Source organism: Mesorhizobium sp. B2-5-7, assembly GCF_006440875.1.
Lineage (GTDB): Bacteria > Pseudomonadota > Alphaproteobacteria > Rhizobiales > Rhizobiaceae > Mesorhizobium > Mesorhizobium australicum.
This window is the reverse complement of sequence record NZ_VFUO01000006.1, coordinates 316,486-335,788: the sequence shown is the minus strand read 5'-3', so window position 1 is coordinate 335,788 and position 19,303 is coordinate 316,486. Positions and strand designations below refer to the sequence as shown.

The following is a 19,303-nucleotide window of genomic DNA, read 5'->3' as shown; positions in this document are numbered from 1 at the left end:
TGACCGGCCGGGCCTCAATTCCTGATGTTCCAGAAGGGCGACTAAATGACGGAAGCGATTGAACAGGCATCCGACGCGACGGATGCCCGGCCGATAAAACTTGCTTGCCGCAACGTCTGGAAACTGTTCGGCTCGAATGCCGCCAATTTCATCCGCGAGCGTGACGGCAAGGCCAGCATGGCGGAGGTCTCGGCGGCAGGCCTTGTGGGTGCGGTGCGCGCCGTCGACCTCGAAATCCGCCAGGGCGAGATCTTCATCATCATGGGCCTGTCCGGCTCCGGCAAGTCGACGCTGGTGCGCTGCATGTCGCGGCTGGTCGAGCCGACACATGGCAAGGTCGAATTCGAAGGCAAGGACCTGCTCAAGATTTCCGATGTCGCCCTGATCGAGCTCAGGCGCCATCGCATGGGCATGGTGTTCCAGAATTTCGCGCTGTTGCCGCATCTCAACGTGCTCGACAACATCGCCTTTCCTCTGAGTATCCAGGGACAGGATCGGCCGACACGCGAGGCGCGCGCCCGGGAAGTCATCGAACTCGTCGGTCTGCGCGGCCGCGAGCATTTCTATCCGCGCGAACTGTCGGGCGGCCAGCAGCAGCGCGTCGGCATCGCCCGCAGCCTCGCCACCAAGCCGGAGATCTGGTTTCTCGACGAGCCGTTCTCGGCGCTCGATCCGCTGATCCGCCGCGAGATGCAGGACGAACTGATGCGGCTGCAGACCATGCTGCACAAGACCATTGTCTTCATCACCCATGATTTCGACGAGGCCATCAGGCTGGCCGACCGCATCGCTATCATGAAGGACGGCCAAGTCATCCAGATCGGCACGCCGGAGGAACTGGTGGTCAATCCGGCGACCGACTATGTCGCCGAGTTCACCCGCGACGTCGACCGCGCCAAGGTGATCTCGGCGCGCAGCCTGATGCGTAGCTGCGATGGCGCCGAGCACGGCGGCACGGTGGCGCCCGAGGCCAAGATATCGAGTTTTTCGGCCAGCATCGTTGCCGCCGGCAAACCCTTCGCCGTGATCAACGGCACCGGCATCCCGATCGGCGAAGTGACGCCGCAAGCGGTGATCGATCTTCTGGCCGGCATCGAGCGAGCCGGCGCATGACGGTAACGGCAAACGCCAGCCGGACAAGGCCGCCGATCCAACGGTGGCTGGTGATCTGGGTGCTGGCGCTTGCCGCCGTGCTGGTGATGTTCCTGCTGCAGGACAGGCTGCCATGGGCCGTCAACTACCCGGTCGAGGGGGTCGTCCCCGTCGCCGACTGGGTCAGCGCGCTGATGGGCTGGATCAAGTCGAACCTGTCCTGGCTGACGCGCTCGGTCACCGCGGTGCTCGGCGTGCCGCTCGACTTCGCGCTCAATCTCTTGGCCAAGAATTTCAAGTTCGGCCATGGCGCCGACGCTTTCGTGCTGCCGCGTTTGTCCTGGGTTGGCGTCTGCGCCGTCGCCTTCCTCGCCGGCCATGCGGCGGGAGGCAGGAAGCTCAGCCTGCTGGTTGGCGGATGTTTCCTCTACATCGCGCTGTTCGGCCAATGGACCAGTGCCATGCTGACCCTGGCGCTGATCTCGATCGCGGTGCCGTTCTGTATTCTCACCGGGCTATTCGCCGGCATCTGGGCCTGGCGCACCCCGTGGGCCGAGCGGCTTGTGGTCTCCCCAGCACTTGACCTGATGCAGACGATCCCGACCTTCGCCTATCTCATCCCGATGCTGCTGCTGTTCGGCAACAGCCCGGTCTCGGCGATGATCGCCACCGCCATCTTCGCCACGCCGCCGATGGTGCGAGCAACGATGCTGGGTCTGTCCCGGGTGCCGTCCGAGATCGACGATTTCAGCGAGATGGCAGGCTGCACGGCGCGGCAGAAATTGTGGCGCGTGCTGCTGCCGTCGGCGCGGCCGACACTGATGGTCGGCGTCAACCAGGTGATCATGCTCGCACTCAACATGGTGATCATCGCTTCGATGATCGGCGCCGGCGGCCTAGGCTACGATGTGCTTTTGGCGCTACGTGCGCTCAAGGTCGGCGAGGCGATGGAAGCCGGGCTTGCCATCGTCGCGCTGGCCATCGCGCTCGACCGGCTGAGCCAGGCCATCGCCCATAAGCAGGCGAAGGGCAATGTCCACCAGTCCGCGAACCCGGGGTTCTGGCGCCGCTACCCCAATCTGACGCTCGCCATTGCGATTCTTGCCGTCACCACTCTGCTCGGCCTGTTCGTACCCGCCTTCGCGGCCGTGCCCAAGGCGATCACCTTCACCACCGCGCCACTGTGGAAAGCGGCGGTGAACTGGGTGACGATCAACTTCTTCGATCTCATCGAAGCCTTCCGCGTGGCGCTGATCCTCAATGTGCTCAATCCGCTGCGCGCCTTCTGCGAAGGCTTCCCCTGGCTGGGCGCGGTGTTCCTGCTCGGCCTTGCCGGCTACCAGCTTTCCGGCCCGCGGCTGGCCGTCCTGGTGGCAATGCTGACCGCTTTCTGCGCGGTCACCGGCCTGTGGGAAAAGACCATGGCGACGGTCTATCTCTGCGGCATCTCCGCCTTCATCGCCTGCCTGATCGGCATTCCCATCGGCCTGATGGCTGCCCGTAGCGACCGTTTCGAAAAGATCGTCACACCCGTCATCGACACCCTGCAGGTGCTGCCGTCCTTCTGTTTCATCATCCCGGTCGTGATGCTGTTCAGGGTTGGCGACGTGACGGCGATGATTGCAACGATAGCCTTCGCCGTGGTGCCGGCGATCCGCTACACCAATCACGGCATAAGGCAGGTGCCGCCGGCACTGATCGAGGCAGCGAAAGTGTCGGGCTGCACCCCGCGCCAGACCTTTTTTCGCGTGCAATTGCCGCTGGCGCTGCCAGAGATCATGCTCGGCGTCAACCAGACCATCCTGATGGCGTTGGCAATGATCATCATCTGCGCCATGGTCGGCACGCGCGATCTCGGCCAGGAAGTGTTCATCGCGCTATCGAAAGCCGATTCCGGCCGCGGCATCGTCGCCGGCCTCGCCATCGCCTTCATCGGCATCGTCGCCGACCGGCTGTTCAATGCCTGGACGGCCAAGGCGCGGGCAAGGCTGGGATAGCGGCGGCGGCCTACTCGGCCGCCACCCCTTTCACCTCGAGATAGCTTTCCATTGAATCGTCCAGTGCCTGCAGCCAGGGCGTGTGATGCAGCGGCGCCATGGTGCCGGTCATCAGCGAGCGATAGGAATGATCGCGGAAGCTCATAATGTCTTCGGCCTTGTGGTGCTCCCACTCCATGAAGGTCTGGTTGACCGCCTCGACGTCGAAGCCGGGATAGTCGGTCTGGTCCATCAATTCCTTGGTGTAGTCGCCCTGGAACCAGATCATCTGCTCGGCGTCCTCCAGCGTCTCCTCGCGGGCGCGCCATTTGGCGCCATGCGCTGCCATCGCCTCGGCCGACGGCAGCTTGATGCGGCCCATGATGACGTCGCGCGCGAACCAGGCCTGCGCGTCGAACATGTTGAAGGTGTAGAATTGGTCCTGCATGCCGATATAGGACAGCTTCGGGTTCTTCTCCCAGACAACGCCCTCGTAGAGGTCCAACGGCCACATGCGGTTGGCGGTCTTGAGCTTGAGATCGTCAGTCAGGAACGGGAAGGAATGGAGATAGCCGGTGCACAGGATGATGGCGTCGACATCCTTGGTCGTGCCGTCCTTGAAATGCGCCGTCTTGCCGACGACCTTTTGCAGCAGCGGCACTTCCTTCCAATTCTCGGGCCATTTGAAGCCCATCGGTTTGGAACGATAGCTGGAGGTGATCGACTTGGCGCCATATTTGTAGCACTGCGAACCGATGTCCTCGGCCGAATAGGAGCGGCCGATGATCAGGATGTCCTTACCCCTGAACTCCATCGCGTCGCGGAAATCGTGGCTGTGCAGGATGCGGCCGTTGAAGGTCGAGAAGCCCTCGAAATAGGGCACGTTGGGCACAGAAAAATGCCCGGAGGCGACGACGACATTGTCGAACTCTTCCGAATAGGTCACGTCGTTGGTGCGGTCATGCGCGGTGACGGTGAATTTCTTCGTCTCGTCCGAGAAGGTGACCATACGCACCGGGCTGTTGAAGCGCACCCATTTGCGTAGGCCCGACTTCTCGACGCGGCCCTTGATGTAGTCCCACAACACCGCACGTGGCGGGTAGGAGCCGATCGGCCGGCCGAAATGCTCTTCGAATGTGTAGTCGGCGAATTCCAGGCATTCCTTCGGCCCGTTCGACCAGAGATAGCGGTACATCGAGCCGTGCACGGGATCGCCATGTTCGTCGAGGCCGGTACGCCAGGTGTAGTTCCACAGGCCACCCCAGTCGGACTGCTTTTCGAAGCAGACGATCTCGGGAATCTCGGCGCCCTTGTCGGCCGCCGACTTGAAAGCCCTGAGTTGGGCCAGACCGGACGGTCCGGCTCCGATGACGGCAACGCGAGTGTTCATTCCGGGCCTCCTTTTTTGATTTCCCCAGCGAAACAAATTTCACTGGCAGTGACAGTAATTGGCCTCTTGGTGCTGTCAACAGACATCTGCTGGAACGGCGTTTGCGCGCAGTGGATTCCTGGCGGAAAACCCGCGGGCGCCGTGATGGTCGCACTGCCGCGCGCAACATAAGATGGCTTGCCGTTGCGGTTGCGCTCCTGTATCGGCACCTGACATGTTCACCTTGAGTGAAATAAATCCTGACGATTGGGGGCGACATGGCAAAGGCTAATTCGGATTCCAAGGCTCCCGCGAGCGCAAAGCCAAAGCCGTCGCCGAAAGTGTCGGCGGACGGCAGGACCATACGCGCGCCGCTGACACAAAACCCGCACGCTATTCGCGATACTCGCGAAAAAGTGCTGGAGGTCGCGATCGGCCGCGAGGTGCGGGCCTTCCGCAAGAAGCTCGGCATCACCGTGGCGGATCTCGCGGTCGCCACCGATATTTCACTGGGCATGTTGTCGAAGATCGAGAACGGCATCACCTCGCCGTCGCTGACCACCTTGCAGGCACTGTCGCGGGCGCTCGGCGTTCCCGTCACCGCCTTCTTCCGCCGCTTCGAGGAAGAACGCAGCGCCGTCTTCGTCAAGGCCGGCCAGGGCCTCGACGTCGAGCGCCGCGGCACGCGCGCCGGCCACCAGTACAATCTGCTTGGCCATATCGGTTCGACCACCAGCGGCGTCGTCGTCGAGCCCTATCTGATCACGCTGACCGAGGATTCCGACGTGTTCCCGACCTTCCAGCACGAAGGCATGGAGTTTCTCTACATGCTCGAGGGCGAGGTCGTTTACCGGCATGGCAGCAACCTCTACCCGATGAAGCCCGGCGACAGCCTGTTCTTCGACGCCGACGCGCCGCACGGACCGGAGCAACTGACGAAACTGCCGATGCGGTATTTGTCGATTATCTGCTACCCGCAGGGCAGTGCTGGGTAGGCGGGCCGCCGCAACGCTCACCCGGATTGCCAACCGAATTGCGAAAGGGCAATTCGGGCAATCCGGCCTCTCCCCGAAGGGAGAGGAGCCTGACGCCGGCGTCGGTCATCTCTTCCCCTCGGGAGAAGGTGACCGCGAAGCGGCCGGACGAGGGGGGCTTTCAATCCGGCCCGAACCCCGGGCTCGTCGGGCTGCCATCGTCCAGCTTCGACAACCACTCGACCAGTGTCGGGCGAAAGCGCGTGAGGCCTTTGTAGCTGGCGAGTTCCTCGGGTAAGTCGCGGATGACGCGGTGCAGGCGCCGTGCCCATTTCGGCTGCGTCACCAGTTCGTCCATCTTGATCAGGTAGCAGCGGATCGGAAAGACGATGCCATTGGAGCGCGGCAGCCGCCAGAAACTCTGGAGTTCGACCCGCAGATGCACCTTGTCGCCGACATTCTCCGACGTCACCGTCGCGCGGTCCGGACCCCACTTGTGATAATTCTCCGGGCTGGTGTCCAGCCGCGGATTGATGGTCATCGTCCAGTTCAGGCGCCGTGCCGGCTTGCCCTGCTGGATGTTGGTGAGGAACTTCAGCGCGCGCGTGAAAATACCCTTCTCATGCGCCAGCGGCACAGGCGCGTGCCATTCGAAGAAATTCATGCCGATGTCGAAATCGAGCGACCAGTCGGCCTGGGTGGTGACCATGCCGGCGTCCATCCATAGATTGCCGTCGCGCTGGTCGAGGATGCAGAAATCGCCCTGGCTCTGGCGGGTGATGTATTCCATCGGCCCATAAGGCAAAGTCGAGGTGTCGCCGAAGGTGAAAGTATCATCGATGCCGAGCGGCCGGTTGATCCAGCGCCAGCGGTCGCCGTCGCGCGTCAGCGTGAAATGCTCGGGATAGCCCAGCGCCTGCTGCTCCATCAAAAGCTCCAGCAGATCCCAGCCGGCGAGCGTCATGTGCGGCAGCGACTGGCAGCGCAGGGGATCCTCGGCGAGCACCAAGGCGCGGTCCTGCATCTCTGCGACATAGTGTTCGTCGACGTCGATCAGGTTTTCGAGCACCGAGCCCCTGGGCCCGACGACATGCGGCTCGATGTTGACCGCGTACATGTAGCTGTCTTCATGGAAGGGGAACGGAAACCGCCTGATGTGCTCGGGGCTGTTCTTGAAGGTGAAGTCGTCGCGGAACGTTTCCTTGCGAAAGGTGATGCCCATTCTCGCCTCCTATCTTTCCAAGACCAGCGACCTGCCCTCGAAGCGCGACACGCACGGCATGATCTTCCTGCCCGAACGGTGCTCTTCCTCGCTCAGCCAATGGTCGTTGTGGATGAATTTGCCGTCACAAGAGATGACGTTGGTTTCGCACTGGCCGCAGACGCCGCCACGGCAGAGATAGGGCGGATCGACGCCGGCGGCTTCGATGGCTTCCAGCAGGCTCTGCTGCTCGCCGACGCGGATGGTCTTGCCGCTGACGGCAAGCGTCACGTCGAATGGCAGGCCGGGCTGCGGTGCCGCGAAATGCTCGTAGTGGACGGTCTCCGGCGGCCAGCCGAGGTTAGCTGCGCGGTCGCGTACCCAGTTGATCATGCCGGCCGGGCCGCAGACATAGAGGTGCGTCCCGAGCGGCTGCGAGGATAGCAACCGGTCGAGTTCGATCCGCTCCTCAAGGTCATCATGGTAGAGCCGAACGCGACGGCCGTAGCGTTCCCGCAGCACGTCGGCATAAGTGCCAAGCGAAGCGGTGCGGCAGGTGTAGTGCAGTTCGAAATTACCGCCCTCCCCCGCCAGTTGCGCGGTCTGGGCCATGAACGGCGTGATGCCGATGCCGCCGGCCAGCATCAGGTGTTTCTTGGCGCGAAGATCGAGCGAAAAAAGATTGACCGGATAGCTGATCACCATCTCTAGACCCGGCTTGACCGACCTGTGCATGAACAGCGAGCCGCCGCGACCGACGTCGTCGCGGCGCACCGAGATGGTGTATTCGCGCGTGTCTAGCGGCGAGCCCATCAGCGAATAGGGATTGAGCCTTGTGCGCTGGCCATCGCGCATCTCGACCACGACATGGGCGCCGCCGGAAAAGGTCGGCAACAGCTCGCCATCACGCCGGCGAAAATGAAAGCGCGTGACCAGCTCATTGACCGGGACGACATCGCTGACGACGACGTCGAGCTTGGTGGTGCCGGTGCTCATCGAAATATCTCCTCCATCGGAGGAATTTCACTGCGATCCTCGGCATTGATGCAGACGCCCTGGAACGCGGCAAGGCGTCTTGAATAGTGATCGCGCACGAGAAGCAGCAGGCCACAATGCGAGCAGGTCGCCGGCTGCGTCGTCACATTCTCGGTGATGCCCTTGCAGTGCACGCACTGCATGCGCCGTGCCAGCGAGCCGCGATGCTCGGTCTGCATGGAGGTGTGGTCGATGCCGGCTTCGAGCGCCACCTGCATGGCCTGCCCGATCAGCCCTTCGGTGCCGGCGAGATAGAGGCGCAGCCCCATATGCGCGTTATCAAGCGTCTGCTTCAGACGCGGCAGCAGACTGGCGAAGGACGGGGCCACATGAAGCTGGGCTGGCTTCAGTGCTTCGAGAGCGGCACTGTATTTCCCGTCAGGACCGGGAATGAAGACGATCTCGGCACAATCGAAAAAGCCAGGTGGCGCGGTTCGGGCCATATCGGTAATCGCCAGCGCGCCTTCGGCGTCGGCGATGAACAGATGATGCCTGCCAGGCTGCGGAGACAGGGTTCCGTAAATGGGCCGGCTGATGATGGTCTTGGCTGCCATTCTCTCTTTGTGCCTCGAAAACCTTCGCTGTCGATTATGCCTCAGCCTTTCGCCGTGCGCTTGGTCTTCTTGGGATCGTCGAACGGCAAGGGCTGCGCCGTCGCCTTGATCGATCCGCTCTTGTTGCGGATCTCGAGCGTGGTGTCCTTGACCGCGCAGTCGACGTCGAGCCGGGCAATGCCCATCGATTTTTCGACCAGCGGCGAATACATGGCGCAGGTGACAACGCCGACCTTTTTGCCGTCGCGATAGACCGGAGCGCCCTCGTCCGCCGGCTCCTTGCCGTCGAGCAGGACGCCATAGATCTTGAAGCGCTCCTTGCCCTTCAGGCGATAGTGCTCCTCGGCGCCGCGAAAGCCGGTCTTGCCGGGGCTGACGGTGAAGTCGAGGCCGAGCTCCCAAAGCGTATCGCCGGGGCCTTCATTCTCGAACGGATACTTTTGGGAATTGTCGTAGGGGTAGAACAGCAGGTAGCTTTCGACGCGCAGCATGTCGAGCGTGGTGAAGCGGCAGGGAATGATGCCGGCGTTCTTGCCCTCGTCGAGAATCCTGTCCCAGATCGTGCCGGCGTCCTGGCCACGGCAGAAGATCTCGTAGCCGCGTTCGCCGGTGTAGCCGGTGCGCGAGATCATGACGGGGAAGCCGAACAGCTGCGTCTGCATGTGATGGAAGTAGTTAAGGTCGCGGATGCCGGGCACGTGCTTGGCCAGATAGTCGATCGCTGTTGGCCCCTGCAGCGACAAATCGTGCAGATTGTCGTCGAAGCGCAGCGACACGTCCCGTCCCGTCGCCGCCCGCTGCAGTTCCTCATGGCCGGTGCCCGAGCCGTGCACCACCATCCAGGAATTCGGTCCCGTGCGGTAGAGGATGCAGTCGTCGGTGAATTTTCCCGCCTCGTTCAGCATGCAGGCATAGGCCGACTTGCCGGGATAGATCTTTTCGACGTCACGCGTGGTGGCGAGGTCGATCAGATGCGAGGCGTGCGGCCCTGTGATGTGCACCTTCTTCAGGCCGGAAACATCCATAAGGCCGGCCTTGGTGCGGATGGCGATATATTCCTCGTCGGCATCCTTGTCGTAGGTCCAGGCGGTGCCCATGCCGCTCCAGTCTTCGAGTTTCGAACCCAGCGCACGATGGCGATCCGCCAAGGTCGAAAATCTCCAGGATGCCGTCATCCGCTCGTCCTCCATTCGAAAATGCTGCTGTTCCCTGCTCCCGTGCGCAAGGCCGGGAGCTTGGTCGAATATTGATCGCAAACGTGGGAGGCCCGCAATCCCCTGCAAGCAAATAATTTCATTGTCAGGCAAAATCGCTCGTCCGAACTGAGCGGTTAACTCAGCGTAAATTCGTCTTGACAATTGCGAAATTCGGCCTGAATTTATGAAAAAAATTTCACTCTCTTGAAAGAGAGCGGCGGGCGGTGGATTCGGAACCGGGCGTCGGCAAAGAAGGGGAAAACCGATGGCAGACCTGCAGCAGCGCATCGAGGCGCTGTACCGCTCCGACTTGCGCGGATCCGCGCTCCTGATCATCTGCCTGTGGGCGACGATCCTCTTCGTCCTCTTCATGACATGGCCATACATTCCGCAGGGCGGCATCAAGGCCGTCGTCGCCATTGCCGCCGCCGCCGTGCTCATCTTCAACACGGCAGCCATCCTGGCGATGGTCAAACACTACAAGGAAGACAAGGAATTCATCTACGGGCTCGACATCAAGAACGCCGACGCATCCCGCAACCGCAAGTCCTGAGGGGAGAAACAATGTCCCGCTATACGCCGCCGGAGCAGAGCAAGGCTGGGCAAGTCTTCGACATCGCCGTTGTCGTGGTCGCCATCTTCGTGGCGCTGTGGCTGCCGCTGAAGCTTGGTCTTGCCGGTGCCGCAAAATCAATCGACGCGCTCGATGCCAAGACCTGGGAAGCGCTCGGGCAGAATCCGACCATGGCGTCGATCTGGGAAAAGCTCGGCTATACGCCCGAGACCGCGCACGACATCATCCAGAACCGGTTCCACTACATCATCGACTGGCCGACGCTGATCATCATGGCGGCCGTCCTGATCGGTTATTTCGTGTTCCTGTTCCGGGCATCCGACCGCGAATATCGCGATGTGATCAACGAGAAGTTCGACGACAGGTAAAGTTTGGCGACGAAGAATTTGGGGACACGATCATGTGGGTGGCACTCTCTTACGCATGCTGGGGCATCTCGATCGTGCTCGCGCTGTGGATGCTCTACGACTGGTTCAAGGTCGATACGAACTACTCCGAGGACGTTTTGACCTCGTCGCGTGAAGGCGAGCTTGAAGCCGCTTCCGAAAAACACCGGATCTGAGTGGGGATTGATCGATGACGGTCGCGCTTGAAAACACCACCACCACCACAATTCACGGCGACCGGGTATCGCTGCTTCGGGTGCTTGGCCCGGCCCATGTCTGGGCGCTCGGCGTCGGCATCGTTCTGGTCGGCGAGTTCACCGGCTGGAATTTCTCGGCCGACAAGGGCGGCGCGCTGGCTGCCCTGATCGTGTGCTGGGTCGTCGGGCTGCTCTACACCTCGGTGGCCATGATCGATTCCGAGGTGACGTCGACAGTGGCCGCCGCCGGCGGCCAGTATGCGCAGGCCAAGCACATTGTCGGGCCGTTGATGGCGTTCAACGTCGCGCTGTTCCTGGTCTTTGCCTATACGATGCTGGAAGTGTCCGATGCCATCCTGCTCGGCGACACCATCGTCGCCAAGGCGGGTGTGGAAGGGCTGACCCACAATTCCTTCATCGCCGCCACCATCGTGGTGCTGGCCTGGCTCAACTATCGCGGCGTACTGATGACGCTCAACGTCAACTTCGTCATCACGGCCATCGCCTATGTCTCGATCGTCGTCCTGTTCTTCTCGGTCAGCCCCTGGACGCAAGGCGCGGTGCTGAAGCTCAACGAACTGGTCACTCCAGGCAACGCGCTGCCCTATGGCTGGATCGGTGTCATCGCCGCCTTCCAGTTCGGCATCTGGTATTATCTCGGCATCGAAGGGACCACCCAGGCCGCCGAGGAAGTGCGCTCGCCGGCACGCTCCCTGCCCTACGGCACCATGGCCGGCATGATCACGCTGCTCATCGCCGCCGCCATGACCTGGTATGTCTGCGCCTCGCTGATGCCTTGGGAATATCTCGGCATCACCTATTATCCGCTGTGGGACGCCGGCAAACTGACCGGCAGCCCCCTGCTCGAGAACCTCCTGTTCATAGCGACGCTGCTCGCCGCGCTTGCCTCCGCCAATGGTTGCATCAACGACGCGGCGCGCGCCTGGTTCTCGCTCGGACGCGACCGCTATCTGCCGAGCTGGTTTTCGGCGGTGCATCCGAAATACCGCACGCCCTATCGCTCGATCCTGTTCCTGCTGCCGATCGCGTTGGCCTTCGCCTTCATCGCCGACCTCAACCAGGCGATCACCTTCTCGATCCTGTCGGGCGTGCTGCAATACACCTTCATGAGCATCAACATCATGATGTTCAGGAAGAAGTGGCCGCTGGGCTCGATCCGCCGCGGCTACACGCACCCGTTCCATCCGCTGCCGGCAATCGTCCTGTTCTGCCTGTGCGTGGTGACCTTCTTCGCCATCTTCCTCGGCTTCGGCTCGCAGTTGATCGCCATGGTCGCCTTCTATTTCCTGATTTCGCTGTGGTTCCATTTCTATCGCTACAAATTCGTGCGGCGTGGGGACCAGTTCACCATGCCGTGGCCGAAACCGCAGGGCTATTGATGGGAGTAGGCCCGTCCAGGATTTGGATGGGCCTTGCACGATAAAATGTCAGACGTGACATCAGCACTGCTTGCCGGGGCAATTGTCCTGGCTCTCGTCCTTCACTTTGCGTGGCAGGCGCGCCGCAGCCGCGACAGGGCCTCGGCAGCGCTCGCCGCCGACGAGGCGGGCATTCGCGCTGTCGTCGCGGATGCAGACAATGTCTCGGACGGCACCGCCGGCGTCATCACCTGGGAAGGATCATGGAACGGCCAACGCGTGCAGGTGCGCACTATTGTCGACACGCTGGCGACACGGAAACTGCCGGCCCGCTGGCTCAGCGTTTCGATCACCGAGAAGGTCTCGGTAACTGCCATTTTCGATATGATGATGCGGCCGGGCTCGCCGACGACGTTCTCCAATTTCGACCATTTCCAGCATACGCTGCCGAAGGCGCCCGGTTTTCCGGCCGAGGCGGTGCTGCGGACAGACCGCAGGGGCACGCGGTTCCCGCAGAGCATCATCGCCGGCCATATAGAACCGTTTTCAGAAGGCCGCGCCAAGGAGCTGCTGATCACGCCGAACGGAGTGCGCATCGTGTGGCTGCTGGCCGAGGCCGAGCGGGCACGCTACGGTGTCTTCCGGCAAGCCGCGTTCGGTGACACACGGATCGATTCTGCGCTGATCGAGCGGTTGCTCGTATCACTCTCGGATCTGCGCGACGCCATCAACCGAAGCGAACGGCAGGCCGCATGAGCACTTCAGACACTTCGCCGGCGCCAGTGAGTCCTTATCTCGTCCTGGGCGCCGCAATCGTGCTGCCGGCAAGCGGCCATGTCATTCTGGGCATCCCGGTGCGCGGACTGCAGTTTCTTTTCTTCATGGTCGTCCTGGCCTGGGTTACCGCCAGGATTTCGCCGCCGGACGCCAGCTTCGTCGGCCGTCACGCCGGCGGCTTCCTGATCTACGCGCTGTCGATCCTCGACGCCTACAAGATCGCCCGCATCCGTACCGCCAAATGGGCTCATAATGCCCGGCCGGAAGGAAGCGGTACGCAGAGCGGCATTGAGCCGCATACGTAACCAGAGGAAAATTTCTTTCATGCCATTGAATTAGAGGATTTCATTCGGTACATCATCTTAGTCACAAACGTCGGGAGGCTGACATGTGCGGAATCGTTGGACTTTTCCTGAAGGACAAGGCGCTGGAGCCGAAGCTCGGCGCGATGCTGTCGGAGATGCTGGTATCGCTCAGCGATCGCGGCCCTGACAGTGCCGGCATCGCCATCTATGGCGCGACATCCGGCAACGAGGCCAAGATCACCATCCAGTCGCCGAAGCCGGAACGCGATTTCCGCGGCCTGGACGCCGAACTCGCGAAGGCCGTCGGAGCGCCGGTGAGCATTGCGGTGAAATCGACCCACGCGGTGGTCAGGACCACGCCGGACAAGGTCGACGCGGCGCGTGAAGCCCTCCAGTCGCTCAGGCCCGACATCCGGATCATGGGCGCCGGCGAAGCGGTGGAAATCTACAAGGAAGTCGGCCTGCCCGAAGCCGTCGTCGATCGCTTCGACGTGCGCAAGATGACCGGCACGCATGGCATCGGTCATACCCGCATGGCGACGGAATCGGCAGTGACGACGATGGGTGCGCATCCTTTCTCGACCGGTGCCGACCAGTGCCTTGTGCACAATGGTTCATTGTCGAACCACAACAATGTTCGTCGCGAATTGATCCGCGAAGGCATGAAATTCGAGACTGAGAACGATACCGAAGTGGCGGCCGCCTACCTTTCCTCGCAAATGGCGCATGGCAAGAATCTCGGCGAGGCGCTGGAAGGCACGCTGTCCGACCTCGACGGCTTCTTCACCTTCGTCGTCGGCACCAAGAATGGTTTTGGCGTGGTGCGCGATCCGATCGCCTGCAAGCCCGCCGTGATGGCCGAGACCGACCAGTATGTCGCCTTCGGCTCGGAATATCGCGCGCTGACCAAACTGCCGGGCATAGACAATGCGAGGGTCTGGGAACCCGAGCCCGCAACCGTTTATTTCTGGGAGCATTGAGTTCATGCCGGCAACCTCCAAGGCAACGCGCGACAGCCATGCGCGCGTGTTCGACCTCGACGTCCTATCGCTGCGCGAACTCAATCAAGCGCTCCACAATCTGGCTCCGGGTTCGAACGAGACGGCGTGGGAAGTGCTCAACCCGAAAGGGAGCCATTCGGTCGCCGTCGGTGTCGACCATCCTGTCAGCATCGATGTGCGCGGCAGCGTCGGCTATTACTGCGGCGGCATGAACTCCGGCAGCGCCATCACCGTGCACGGCTCGGCCGGCCCCGGCGTTGGCGAGAACATGATGTCGGGTTCGATCGTCATCAAGGGCGATGCCAGCCAGTATGCCGGCGCCACCGGCAAGGGCGGGCTGCTGGTCATCGAAGGCAATGCCTCGTCGCGCTGCGGCATCTCGATGAAAGGCATCGACATCGTCGTGTATGGCAATATCGGCCATATGTCGGCCTTCATGGCGCAGTCCGGCAACCTCGTTGTTCTGGGCGATGCCGGCGATGCACTGGGCGATTCCATCTACGAGGCGCGGCTCTTCGTGCGCGGCAAGGTCGACAGTCTCGGTGCGGATTGTATCGCCAAGGAGATGCGGCCCGAGCATCTTGAACTGCTGCAGGGTCTGCTCGACCGCGCCGGCGTGACCGGCGTCAAGCCGTCGGAGTTCAAGCGCTACGGCTCGGCGCGCACGCTCTACAATTTCAATATCGACAACGCCGACGCGTATTGAGGCAGCATGACTTATCGCAACCCGCCGACGACGCCGCGCAAATCCGCGACCTTCGACGACTACACGCTCTCCGAAATCCGCCGCGCCGCGGCGACCGGCATCTACGATATCAGAGGTGCCGGCGCCAAGCGCAAGCTGCCGCATTTCGATGACCTTCTGTTCCTCGGCGCCTCGATCTCGCGCTATCCGCTGGAAGGCTACCGCGAGCGCTGCGACACATCCGTGGTGCTCGGTTCGCGCCACGCCAAGAAGCCTATCGAACTGAAGATCCCGATCACCATTGCCGGCATGAGCTTCGGCTCGCTGTCCGGTCCCGCCAAGGAAGCGCTCGGGCGCGGCGCGACGCTGTCGGGCACCTCGACCACGACCGGCGATGGCGGCATGACAGAGGAAGAGCGCGGCCATTCCAAGCAACTGGTCTATCAGTACCTGCCCTCGCGCTACGGCATGAACCTGCGCGACCTGCGTCGCGCCGATGCGATCGAAGTGGTCGTCGGCCAGGGTGCCAAGCCCGGCGGTGGCGGCATGCTGCTCGGCCAGAAGATTTCGGACCGTGTCGCCGAAATGCGCACGCTGCCCAAAGGCATCGACCAGCGCTCGGCCTCGCGCCACCCCGACTGGACCGGACCGGACGATCTCGAGATCAAGATCCTCGAACTGCGCGAAATCACCGACTGGGAAAAACCGATCTACGTCAAGGTCGGCGGCGCCCGGCCCTACTACGATACAGCGCTTGCGGTGAAGGCCGGCGCCGACGTTGTCGTGGTCGACGGCATGCAGGGCGGAACGGCGGCGACGCAGGAAGTGTTTATCGAGAATGTCGGCCAGCCGACGCTCGCCTGCATCAGGCCGGCGGTGCAGGCGCTGCAGGATCTCGGCATGCACCGCAAGGTGCAGCTCATCGTCTCAGGCGGCATCCGCAACGGCGCCGATGTGGCCAAGGCGCTGGCGCTCGGCGTCGACGCCGTGTCGATCGGCACCGCGGCACTCGTGGCGCTCGGTGACAACGATCCCCGCTGGGAGGCGGAGTACAACGAACTCGGCACCACATCGGGCGCCTATGACGACTGGCATGAGGGCAAGGACCCTGCCGGCATCACCACGCAGGACCCCGAACTGATGAAGCGGGTCGACCCCGTGGCCGCCGGGCGCCGGTTGGCGAACTATTTGAAGGTGATGACGCTGGAGGCGCAGACCATCGCCCGCGCCTGCGGCAAGAACAGCCTGCACAATCTCGAACCCGAGGACCTCGTCGCATTGACGATCGAGGCTGCCGCCATGGCCGGCGTGCCGCTGGCCGGCACCAACTGGATACCGGGGAAGAACGGCTTCTGATCAACAAAGGGCCGAAGGCCATATGCTCTAGGGCCGACAATCGATAAGAAATGGGGAACTTCAGTGACAGTTGATCTTGCAGAGTTCGCAAGGGCGAAAAACGTCAAATATTTCATGATTTCCTACACTGACCTGTTCAGTGGCCAGCGTGCCAAGCTGGTACCGGCGCAAGCCATCGCCGACATGCAGAAGGACGGTGCCGGCTTTGCCGGGTTCGCCACCTGGCTCGACCTCACGCCGGCGCATCCCGACATGCTGGCGGTGCCGGATCCGGACTCGGTCATCCAGTTGCCATGGAAACCGGAAGTCGCCTGGGTCGCCGCCAACTGCATCATGGACGACAAGGACGTCGACCAGGCGCCGCGCAATACACTGAAGCGGCTGATCGCCGAGGCAGCCGCCGACGGTATGCACGTCAAGACCGGCGTCGAGGCCGAGTTCTTCCTGATCTCGCCGGACGGCAAGACGATCTCCGATGAGTACGACACGGCATCGAAGCCTTGCTACGACCAGCAAGCGGTGATGCGCCGTTACGATGTCATCGCCGAGATCTGCGACCACATGCTGGCGCTCGGCTGGGGCGCTTACCAGAACGACCACGAGGACGCTAACGGCCAATTCGAGATGAACTGGGCGTTCGACGATGCGCTGCCGACCGCCGACAAGCATTCCTTCTTCAAGTTCATGGTCAAGTCGATCGCGGAAAAACATGGGCTGCGCGCCACCTTCATGCCCAAACCGTTCCAGGGCCTGACCGGCAATGGCTGCCATGCCCACATCTCTGTCTGGGACAGATCGGGCAAGACCAATGTCTTCGCCGACAATTCGATGGAGCTCGGTCTTTCCGCCAAGGGCAAGAACTTCCTTGGCGGCATCATGAAGCACGCTTCGGCGCTCGCCGCGATCACCAACCCGACGGTCAATTCCTATAAGCGCATCAACGCGCCGCGCACCATTTCGGGCGCGACCTGGGCGCCGAACACGGTGACCTGGACCGGCAACAACCGCACCCACATGGTGCGCGTGCCCGGCCCCGGCCGCTTCGAATTGCGCCTGCCCGATGGCGCTGCCAACCCTTATCTCCTGCAGGCGGTCATCATCGCCGCCGGCCTCGACGGCATCCGCTCGAAGGCCGATCCGGGCAAGCGCTACGATATCGACATGTACCAGCATGGCCACACGGTGAAGGGCGCGCCTAAGCTGCCGCTCAACCTGCTCGATGCGTTGCGCGAGTTCGACAAGGACAAATCGCTCAAGGCGGCGCTGGGTGAGGAATTCTCGTCGGCATATCTAAAGCTGAAGCACCAGGAATGGAATTCCTATGCTTCGCACTTCACGCAATGGGAGCGCGACCACACGCTGGACATCTAGAGCATCGGACCGAAAAAGTGTGACACGGTTTTCGGCAAAGGCGATGCGTCAAGAAAGTTCCTGTGTGGGGCGGGCGACCTCGGAATGAACGTATGAAATACTCGATCTTCTCGCTCGCCCGCGCCGCTCTTTCCGGCCACAAAAACTGGCAACGCACCTGGCGCGACGCCGCGCCGAAGGACCGCTACGACGTGGTGATCATCGGCGGCGGCGGCCATGGGCTGGCCACCGCCTGGTTCCTGGCCAGCGAGTTCGGCATCAAAAATGTCGCGGTGCTGGAAAAAGGCTGGATCGGCTCCGGCAATGCCGGCCGCAACACCACCATTATCCGCTCCAACTACGGCCTGCCCGGCAATACCGGCTTCTACGAATTGTCGATGAAGCTTTGGGAACGGATGGAGCAGGACCTCAACTACAACGCGATGGTCAGCCAGCGCGGCGTCATCAACCTCTACCATTCCGACGCGCAGCGCGACGCCTATGCACGGCGCGGCAACACCATGCGCATCAACGGCATCGACGCCGAACTGCTCGACCTGGTGGCGGTCAAGAAGATGATCCCGTTCCTGAACTTCGACAATGCGCGCTTTCCCGTGCAGGGCGGGCTGCTACAGCGACGCGGCGGCACGGCGCGGCACGACGCGGTGGTCTGGGGCTACGCCCACGCTGCCAGCGAACTCGGCGTCGACATCATCCAGAATTGCGAAGTCACGGGCTTTGTCAGGGACGCCAACGGCAAGGTGACTGGCGTCGAGACCTCGCGCGGCAGGATCGGCGCCGGCAAGGTCGGCATGGCGGTAGCCGGGTCCTCATCGCGCGTCGCGGCGATGGCTGGCCTGCGGCTGCCGATCGAAAGCCATGTGCTGCAGGCCTTCGTCTCGGAGGCGATCAAGCCGCTCATTCCCGGCGTCATGACGTTTGGCGCCGGCCATTTCTATGTCAGCCAGTCCGACAAGGGCGGGCTGGTCTTCGGCGGCGACATCGACGGTTACAATTCCTATGCCCAGCGCGGCAACATGCCTGTCATGGAAGATGTCTGCGAGGGCGGCATGGCGCTGATGCCGATGATAGGCCGCGTCCGCCTGCTGCGCCAATGGGGCGGCATCATGGATATGTCGATGGACGGCTCGCCGATCATCGACAAGACACCGGTCGACGGGCTCTACCTCAATGCCGGCTGGTGTTATGGCGGCTTCAAGGCGACACCCGGCTCAGGCTTCGTCTTCGCCCATCTGCTTGCTCGCGACGAATCGCACGCCGAGGCCGCCCGCTTCCGGCTCGACCGGTTCCGGTCTGGTGCTGTCATCGACGAAAAGGGCCAGGGCGCCCAACCGAACCTGCACTGAGGACAGTCGAAAAACATGCGTATTGTCTGTCCCTTCTGCGGTGAACGCGAGCTCGGCGAGTTCACCTATCTCGGCGACGCCAAGCCGGTGCGGCCGGCGCCTGGAGCGTCGGAAGATGAGGTCTACGATTACGTCTATCTGCGCGACAACATCGCCGGCGTGATGGATGAGAACTGGTATCATGGCGGCGGCTGCCGGGCCTGGCTGAAGGTCACCCGCAACACGGTGACGCACGAGATTTCGGCGGTTGAACCGGCAGCGGGTGCCGGGGCGAGGCAGGTTGCGAAATGAATATTTCCTGCCAACTCGGCGCCGCCCCTCACCTGCCTGCCGGCATCCTCTCCCCGTATAGGGACGGGGAGAGGGGTGCTGCCGTCCCCGCTTTCGCCGATCGCCAGCGCTGCAAGAAGGAAGCCAACTTAGCGGCCAGCCCCCTTCTCCCCGTCACTATACGGGGAGAAGTGCCCGGCAGGGCGATGAGGGGCAGTGCTGCCCTCCGCCATGACATCGAATCGACGAGAGGCTGGAC

Annotated in this window: 20 protein-coding genes; 15 read left to right on the top strand and 5 right to left on the bottom strand. The window is 62.4% G+C overall.

What is annotated here, in order from left to right:
- Positions 1 to 45 precede the first annotated feature (45 nt).
- Together FJ543_RS25530 and FJ543_RS25525 are read left to right on the top strand one after the other, a co-directional pair.
- On the top strand, positions 46 to 1,113 hold the full coding sequence (locus FJ543_RS25530; RefSeq protein WP_140878058.1) for a glycine betaine/L-proline ABC transporter ATP-binding protein: 1,068 nt from the start codon (positions 46 to 48) through the stop codon (positions 1,111 to 1,113).
- The gene (locus FJ543_RS25525) at positions 1,110 to 3,089 is read left to right on the top strand and encodes an ABC transporter permease subunit (protein ID WP_140878056.1); all 1,980 of its coding nucleotides are present in this window, start codon (positions 1,110 to 1,112) and stop codon (positions 3,087 to 3,089) included. Before FJ543_RS25530 ends, FJ543_RS25525 begins: the two co-directional genes overlap by 4 nt.
- Positions 3,090 to 3,099: 10 nt before the next feature.
- Here FJ543_RS25525 and FJ543_RS25520 read toward each other — a convergent pair whose 3' ends face one another.
- Entirely contained in the window at positions 3,100 to 4,458 is a 1,359-nt protein-coding gene (locus FJ543_RS25520; RefSeq protein ID WP_140661467.1) for an NAD(P)/FAD-dependent oxidoreductase, read from the bottom strand.
- Positions 4,459 to 4,715: 257 nt separating this feature from the next.
- Between FJ543_RS25520 and FJ543_RS25515 the strand changes: the two genes are divergently transcribed.
- Positions 4,716 to 5,432, top strand: a complete 717-nt coding sequence (locus tag FJ543_RS25515) for an XRE family transcriptional regulator (RefSeq protein ID WP_140878054.1) — start codon at positions 4,716 to 4,718, stop codon at positions 5,430 to 5,432.
- A gap of 160 nt (positions 5,433 to 5,592) precedes the next feature.
- On the opposite strand, the gene FJ543_RS25510 is transcribed toward FJ543_RS25515, so the two are convergent.
- Genes FJ543_RS25510 through FJ543_RS25495 form a run of 4 tightly spaced genes read right to left on the bottom strand, consistent with a single transcriptional unit; the run spans position 5,593 to position 9,376 of the window.
- Positions 5,593 to 6,633: a DUF3445 domain-containing protein gene (locus FJ543_RS25510; protein WP_140715112.1), complete on the bottom strand. Its 1,041-nt coding sequence runs from the start codon at positions 6,631 to 6,633 to the stop codon at positions 5,593 to 5,595.
- A gap of 9 nt (positions 6,634 to 6,642) precedes the next feature.
- Positions 6,643 to 7,608, bottom strand: coding sequence for a PDR/VanB family oxidoreductase (locus tag FJ543_RS25505; protein ID WP_140617367.1), 966 nt, complete (start codon positions 7,606 to 7,608; stop codon positions 6,643 to 6,645).
- Positions 7,605 to 8,201 carry a dimethylamine monooxygenase subunit DmmA family protein gene (locus FJ543_RS25500; protein ID WP_140724662.1) on the bottom strand — a complete coding sequence of 199 codons (597 nt, stop codon included), beginning with the start codon at positions 8,199 to 8,201 and terminating at the stop codon, positions 7,605 to 7,607. Before FJ543_RS25500 ends, FJ543_RS25505 begins: the two co-directional genes overlap by 4 nt.
- A 41-nt stretch (positions 8,202 to 8,242) precedes the next feature.
- A complete protein-coding gene (locus FJ543_RS25495; protein ID WP_140878052.1) occupies positions 8,243 to 9,376 on the bottom strand; it encodes an aminomethyltransferase family protein in 1,134 nt (377 codons plus the stop codon).
- A gap of 286 nt (positions 9,377 to 9,662) precedes the next feature.
- Here FJ543_RS25495 and FJ543_RS25490 point away from each other — a divergent pair, with 286 nt between their 5' ends.
- The 12 genes from FJ543_RS25490 (at position 9,663) to FJ543_RS25435 (ending at position 19,065) form a co-directional block, all read left to right on the top strand.
- A complete protein-coding gene (locus FJ543_RS25490) occupies positions 9,663 to 9,950 on the top strand; it encodes a hypothetical protein (protein WP_140617370.1) in 288 nt (95 codons plus the stop codon).
- A gap of 11 nt (positions 9,951 to 9,961) precedes the next feature.
- A complete protein-coding gene (locus FJ543_RS25485; RefSeq protein WP_015318907.1) occupies positions 9,962 to 10,339 on the top strand; it encodes a hypothetical protein in 378 nt (125 codons plus the stop codon).
- A gap of 32 nt (positions 10,340 to 10,371) precedes the next feature.
- The gene (locus FJ543_RS25480; RefSeq protein ID WP_015318908.1) at positions 10,372 to 10,533 is read left to right on the top strand and encodes a hypothetical protein; all 162 of its coding nucleotides are present in this window, start codon (positions 10,372 to 10,374) and stop codon (positions 10,531 to 10,533) included.
- A 14-nt stretch (positions 10,534 to 10,547) separates the two neighbouring features.
- On the top strand, positions 10,548 to 11,954 hold the full coding sequence (locus FJ543_RS25475) for an APC family permease (RefSeq protein WP_140507951.1): 1,407 nt from the start codon (positions 10,548 to 10,550) through the stop codon (positions 11,952 to 11,954).
- Between the two features lie 45 nt (positions 11,955 to 11,999).
- Positions 12,000 to 12,689, top strand: coding sequence for a hypothetical protein (locus tag FJ543_RS25470; protein WP_181174084.1), 690 nt, complete (start codon positions 12,000 to 12,002; stop codon positions 12,687 to 12,689).
- Positions 12,686 to 13,015, top strand: a complete 330-nt coding sequence (locus FJ543_RS25465) for a hypothetical protein (RefSeq protein ID WP_140878050.1) — start codon at positions 12,686 to 12,688, stop codon at positions 13,013 to 13,015. The genes FJ543_RS25470 and FJ543_RS25465 overlap by 4 nt, the downstream gene beginning before the upstream one ends.
- Positions 13,016 to 13,098: 83 nt before the next feature.
- Positions 13,099 to 13,995: a glutamine amidotransferase family protein gene (locus FJ543_RS25460; protein WP_015318912.1), complete on the top strand. Its 897-nt coding sequence runs from the start codon at positions 13,099 to 13,101 to the stop codon at positions 13,993 to 13,995.
- A 4-nt stretch (positions 13,996 to 13,999) separates the two neighbouring features.
- Positions 14,000 to 14,722, top strand: a complete 723-nt coding sequence (locus tag FJ543_RS25455; protein ID WP_140878048.1) for a GXGXG domain-containing protein — start codon at positions 14,000 to 14,002, stop codon at positions 14,720 to 14,722.
- A 6-nt stretch (positions 14,723 to 14,728) separates the two neighbouring features.
- Complete coding sequence (locus FJ543_RS25450) at positions 14,729 to 16,057, top strand: FMN-binding glutamate synthase family protein (RefSeq protein WP_015318914.1); 1,329 nt, start codon at positions 14,729 to 14,731, stop codon at positions 16,055 to 16,057.
- Positions 16,058 to 16,120: 63 nt separating this feature from the next.
- Positions 16,121 to 17,428, top strand: a complete 1,308-nt coding sequence (glnT, locus tag FJ543_RS25445) for a type III glutamate--ammonia ligase (protein ID WP_140878046.1) — start codon at positions 16,121 to 16,123, stop codon at positions 17,426 to 17,428.
- A gap of 92 nt (positions 17,429 to 17,520) precedes the next feature.
- A complete protein-coding gene (locus tag FJ543_RS25440; RefSeq protein ID WP_140878044.1) occupies positions 17,521 to 18,774 on the top strand; it encodes a sarcosine oxidase subunit beta family protein in 1,254 nt (417 codons plus the stop codon).
- 15 nt (positions 18,775 to 18,789) lie between these two features.
- Positions 18,790 to 19,065, top strand: a complete 276-nt coding sequence (locus FJ543_RS25435) for a sarcosine oxidase subunit delta (protein ID WP_015318917.1) — start codon at positions 18,790 to 18,792, stop codon at positions 19,063 to 19,065.
- Positions 19,066 to 19,303: the final 238 nt, after the last annotated feature.

What these genes read in the sequence shown, in the direction of transcription:
- FJ543_RS25530 (WP_140878058.1), top strand. Translation starts at nt 46, where the DNA reads ATGACGGAAGCGATTGAACAGGCATCCGACGCGACGGATGCCCGGCCG.
- FJ543_RS25525 (WP_140878056.1), top strand. Translation starts at nt 1,110, where the DNA reads ATGACGGTAACGGCAAACGCCAGCCGGACAAGGCCGCCGATCCAACGG.
- FJ543_RS25520 (WP_140661467.1), bottom strand. Translation starts at nt 4,458, where the DNA reads ATGAACACTCGCGTTGCCGTCATCGGAGCCGGACCGTCCGGTCTGGCC.
- FJ543_RS25515 (WP_140878054.1), top strand. Translation starts at nt 4,716, where the DNA reads ATGGCAAAGGCTAATTCGGATTCCAAGGCTCCCGCGAGCGCAAAGCCA.
- FJ543_RS25510 (WP_140715112.1), bottom strand. Translation starts at nt 6,633, where the DNA reads ATGGGCATCACCTTTCGCAAGGAAACGTTCCGCGACGACTTCACCTTC.
- FJ543_RS25505 (WP_140617367.1), bottom strand. Translation starts at nt 7,608, where the DNA reads ATGAGCACCGGCACCACCAAGCTCGACGTCGTCGTCAGCGATGTCGTC.
- FJ543_RS25500 (WP_140724662.1), bottom strand. Translation starts at nt 8,201, where the DNA reads ATGGCAGCCAAGACCATCATCAGCCGGCCCATTTACGGAACCCTGTCT.
- FJ543_RS25495 (WP_140878052.1), bottom strand. Translation starts at nt 9,376, where the DNA reads ATGACGGCATCCTGGAGATTTTCGACCTTGGCGGATCGCCATCGTGCG.
- FJ543_RS25490 (WP_140617370.1), top strand. Translation starts at nt 9,663, where the DNA reads ATGGCAGACCTGCAGCAGCGCATCGAGGCGCTGTACCGCTCCGACTTG.
- FJ543_RS25485 (WP_015318907.1), top strand. Translation starts at nt 9,962, where the DNA reads ATGTCCCGCTATACGCCGCCGGAGCAGAGCAAGGCTGGGCAAGTCTTC.
- FJ543_RS25480 (WP_015318908.1), top strand. Translation starts at nt 10,372, where the DNA reads ATGTGGGTGGCACTCTCTTACGCATGCTGGGGCATCTCGATCGTGCTC.
- FJ543_RS25475 (WP_140507951.1), top strand. Translation starts at nt 10,548, where the DNA reads ATGACGGTCGCGCTTGAAAACACCACCACCACCACAATTCACGGCGAC.
- FJ543_RS25470 (WP_181174084.1), top strand. Translation starts at nt 12,000, where the DNA reads ATGTCAGACGTGACATCAGCACTGCTTGCCGGGGCAATTGTCCTGGCT.
- FJ543_RS25465 (WP_140878050.1), top strand. Translation starts at nt 12,686, where the DNA reads ATGAGCACTTCAGACACTTCGCCGGCGCCAGTGAGTCCTTATCTCGTC.
- FJ543_RS25460 (WP_015318912.1), top strand. Translation starts at nt 13,099, where the DNA reads ATGTGCGGAATCGTTGGACTTTTCCTGAAGGACAAGGCGCTGGAGCCG.
- FJ543_RS25455 (WP_140878048.1), top strand. Translation starts at nt 14,000, where the DNA reads ATGCCGGCAACCTCCAAGGCAACGCGCGACAGCCATGCGCGCGTGTTC.
- FJ543_RS25450 (WP_015318914.1), top strand. Translation starts at nt 14,729, where the DNA reads ATGACTTATCGCAACCCGCCGACGACGCCGCGCAAATCCGCGACCTTC.
- FJ543_RS25440 (WP_140878044.1), top strand. Translation starts at nt 17,521, where the DNA reads ATGAAATACTCGATCTTCTCGCTCGCCCGCGCCGCTCTTTCCGGCCAC.
- FJ543_RS25435 (WP_015318917.1), top strand. Translation starts at nt 18,790, where the DNA reads ATGCGTATTGTCTGTCCCTTCTGCGGTGAACGCGAGCTCGGCGAGTTC.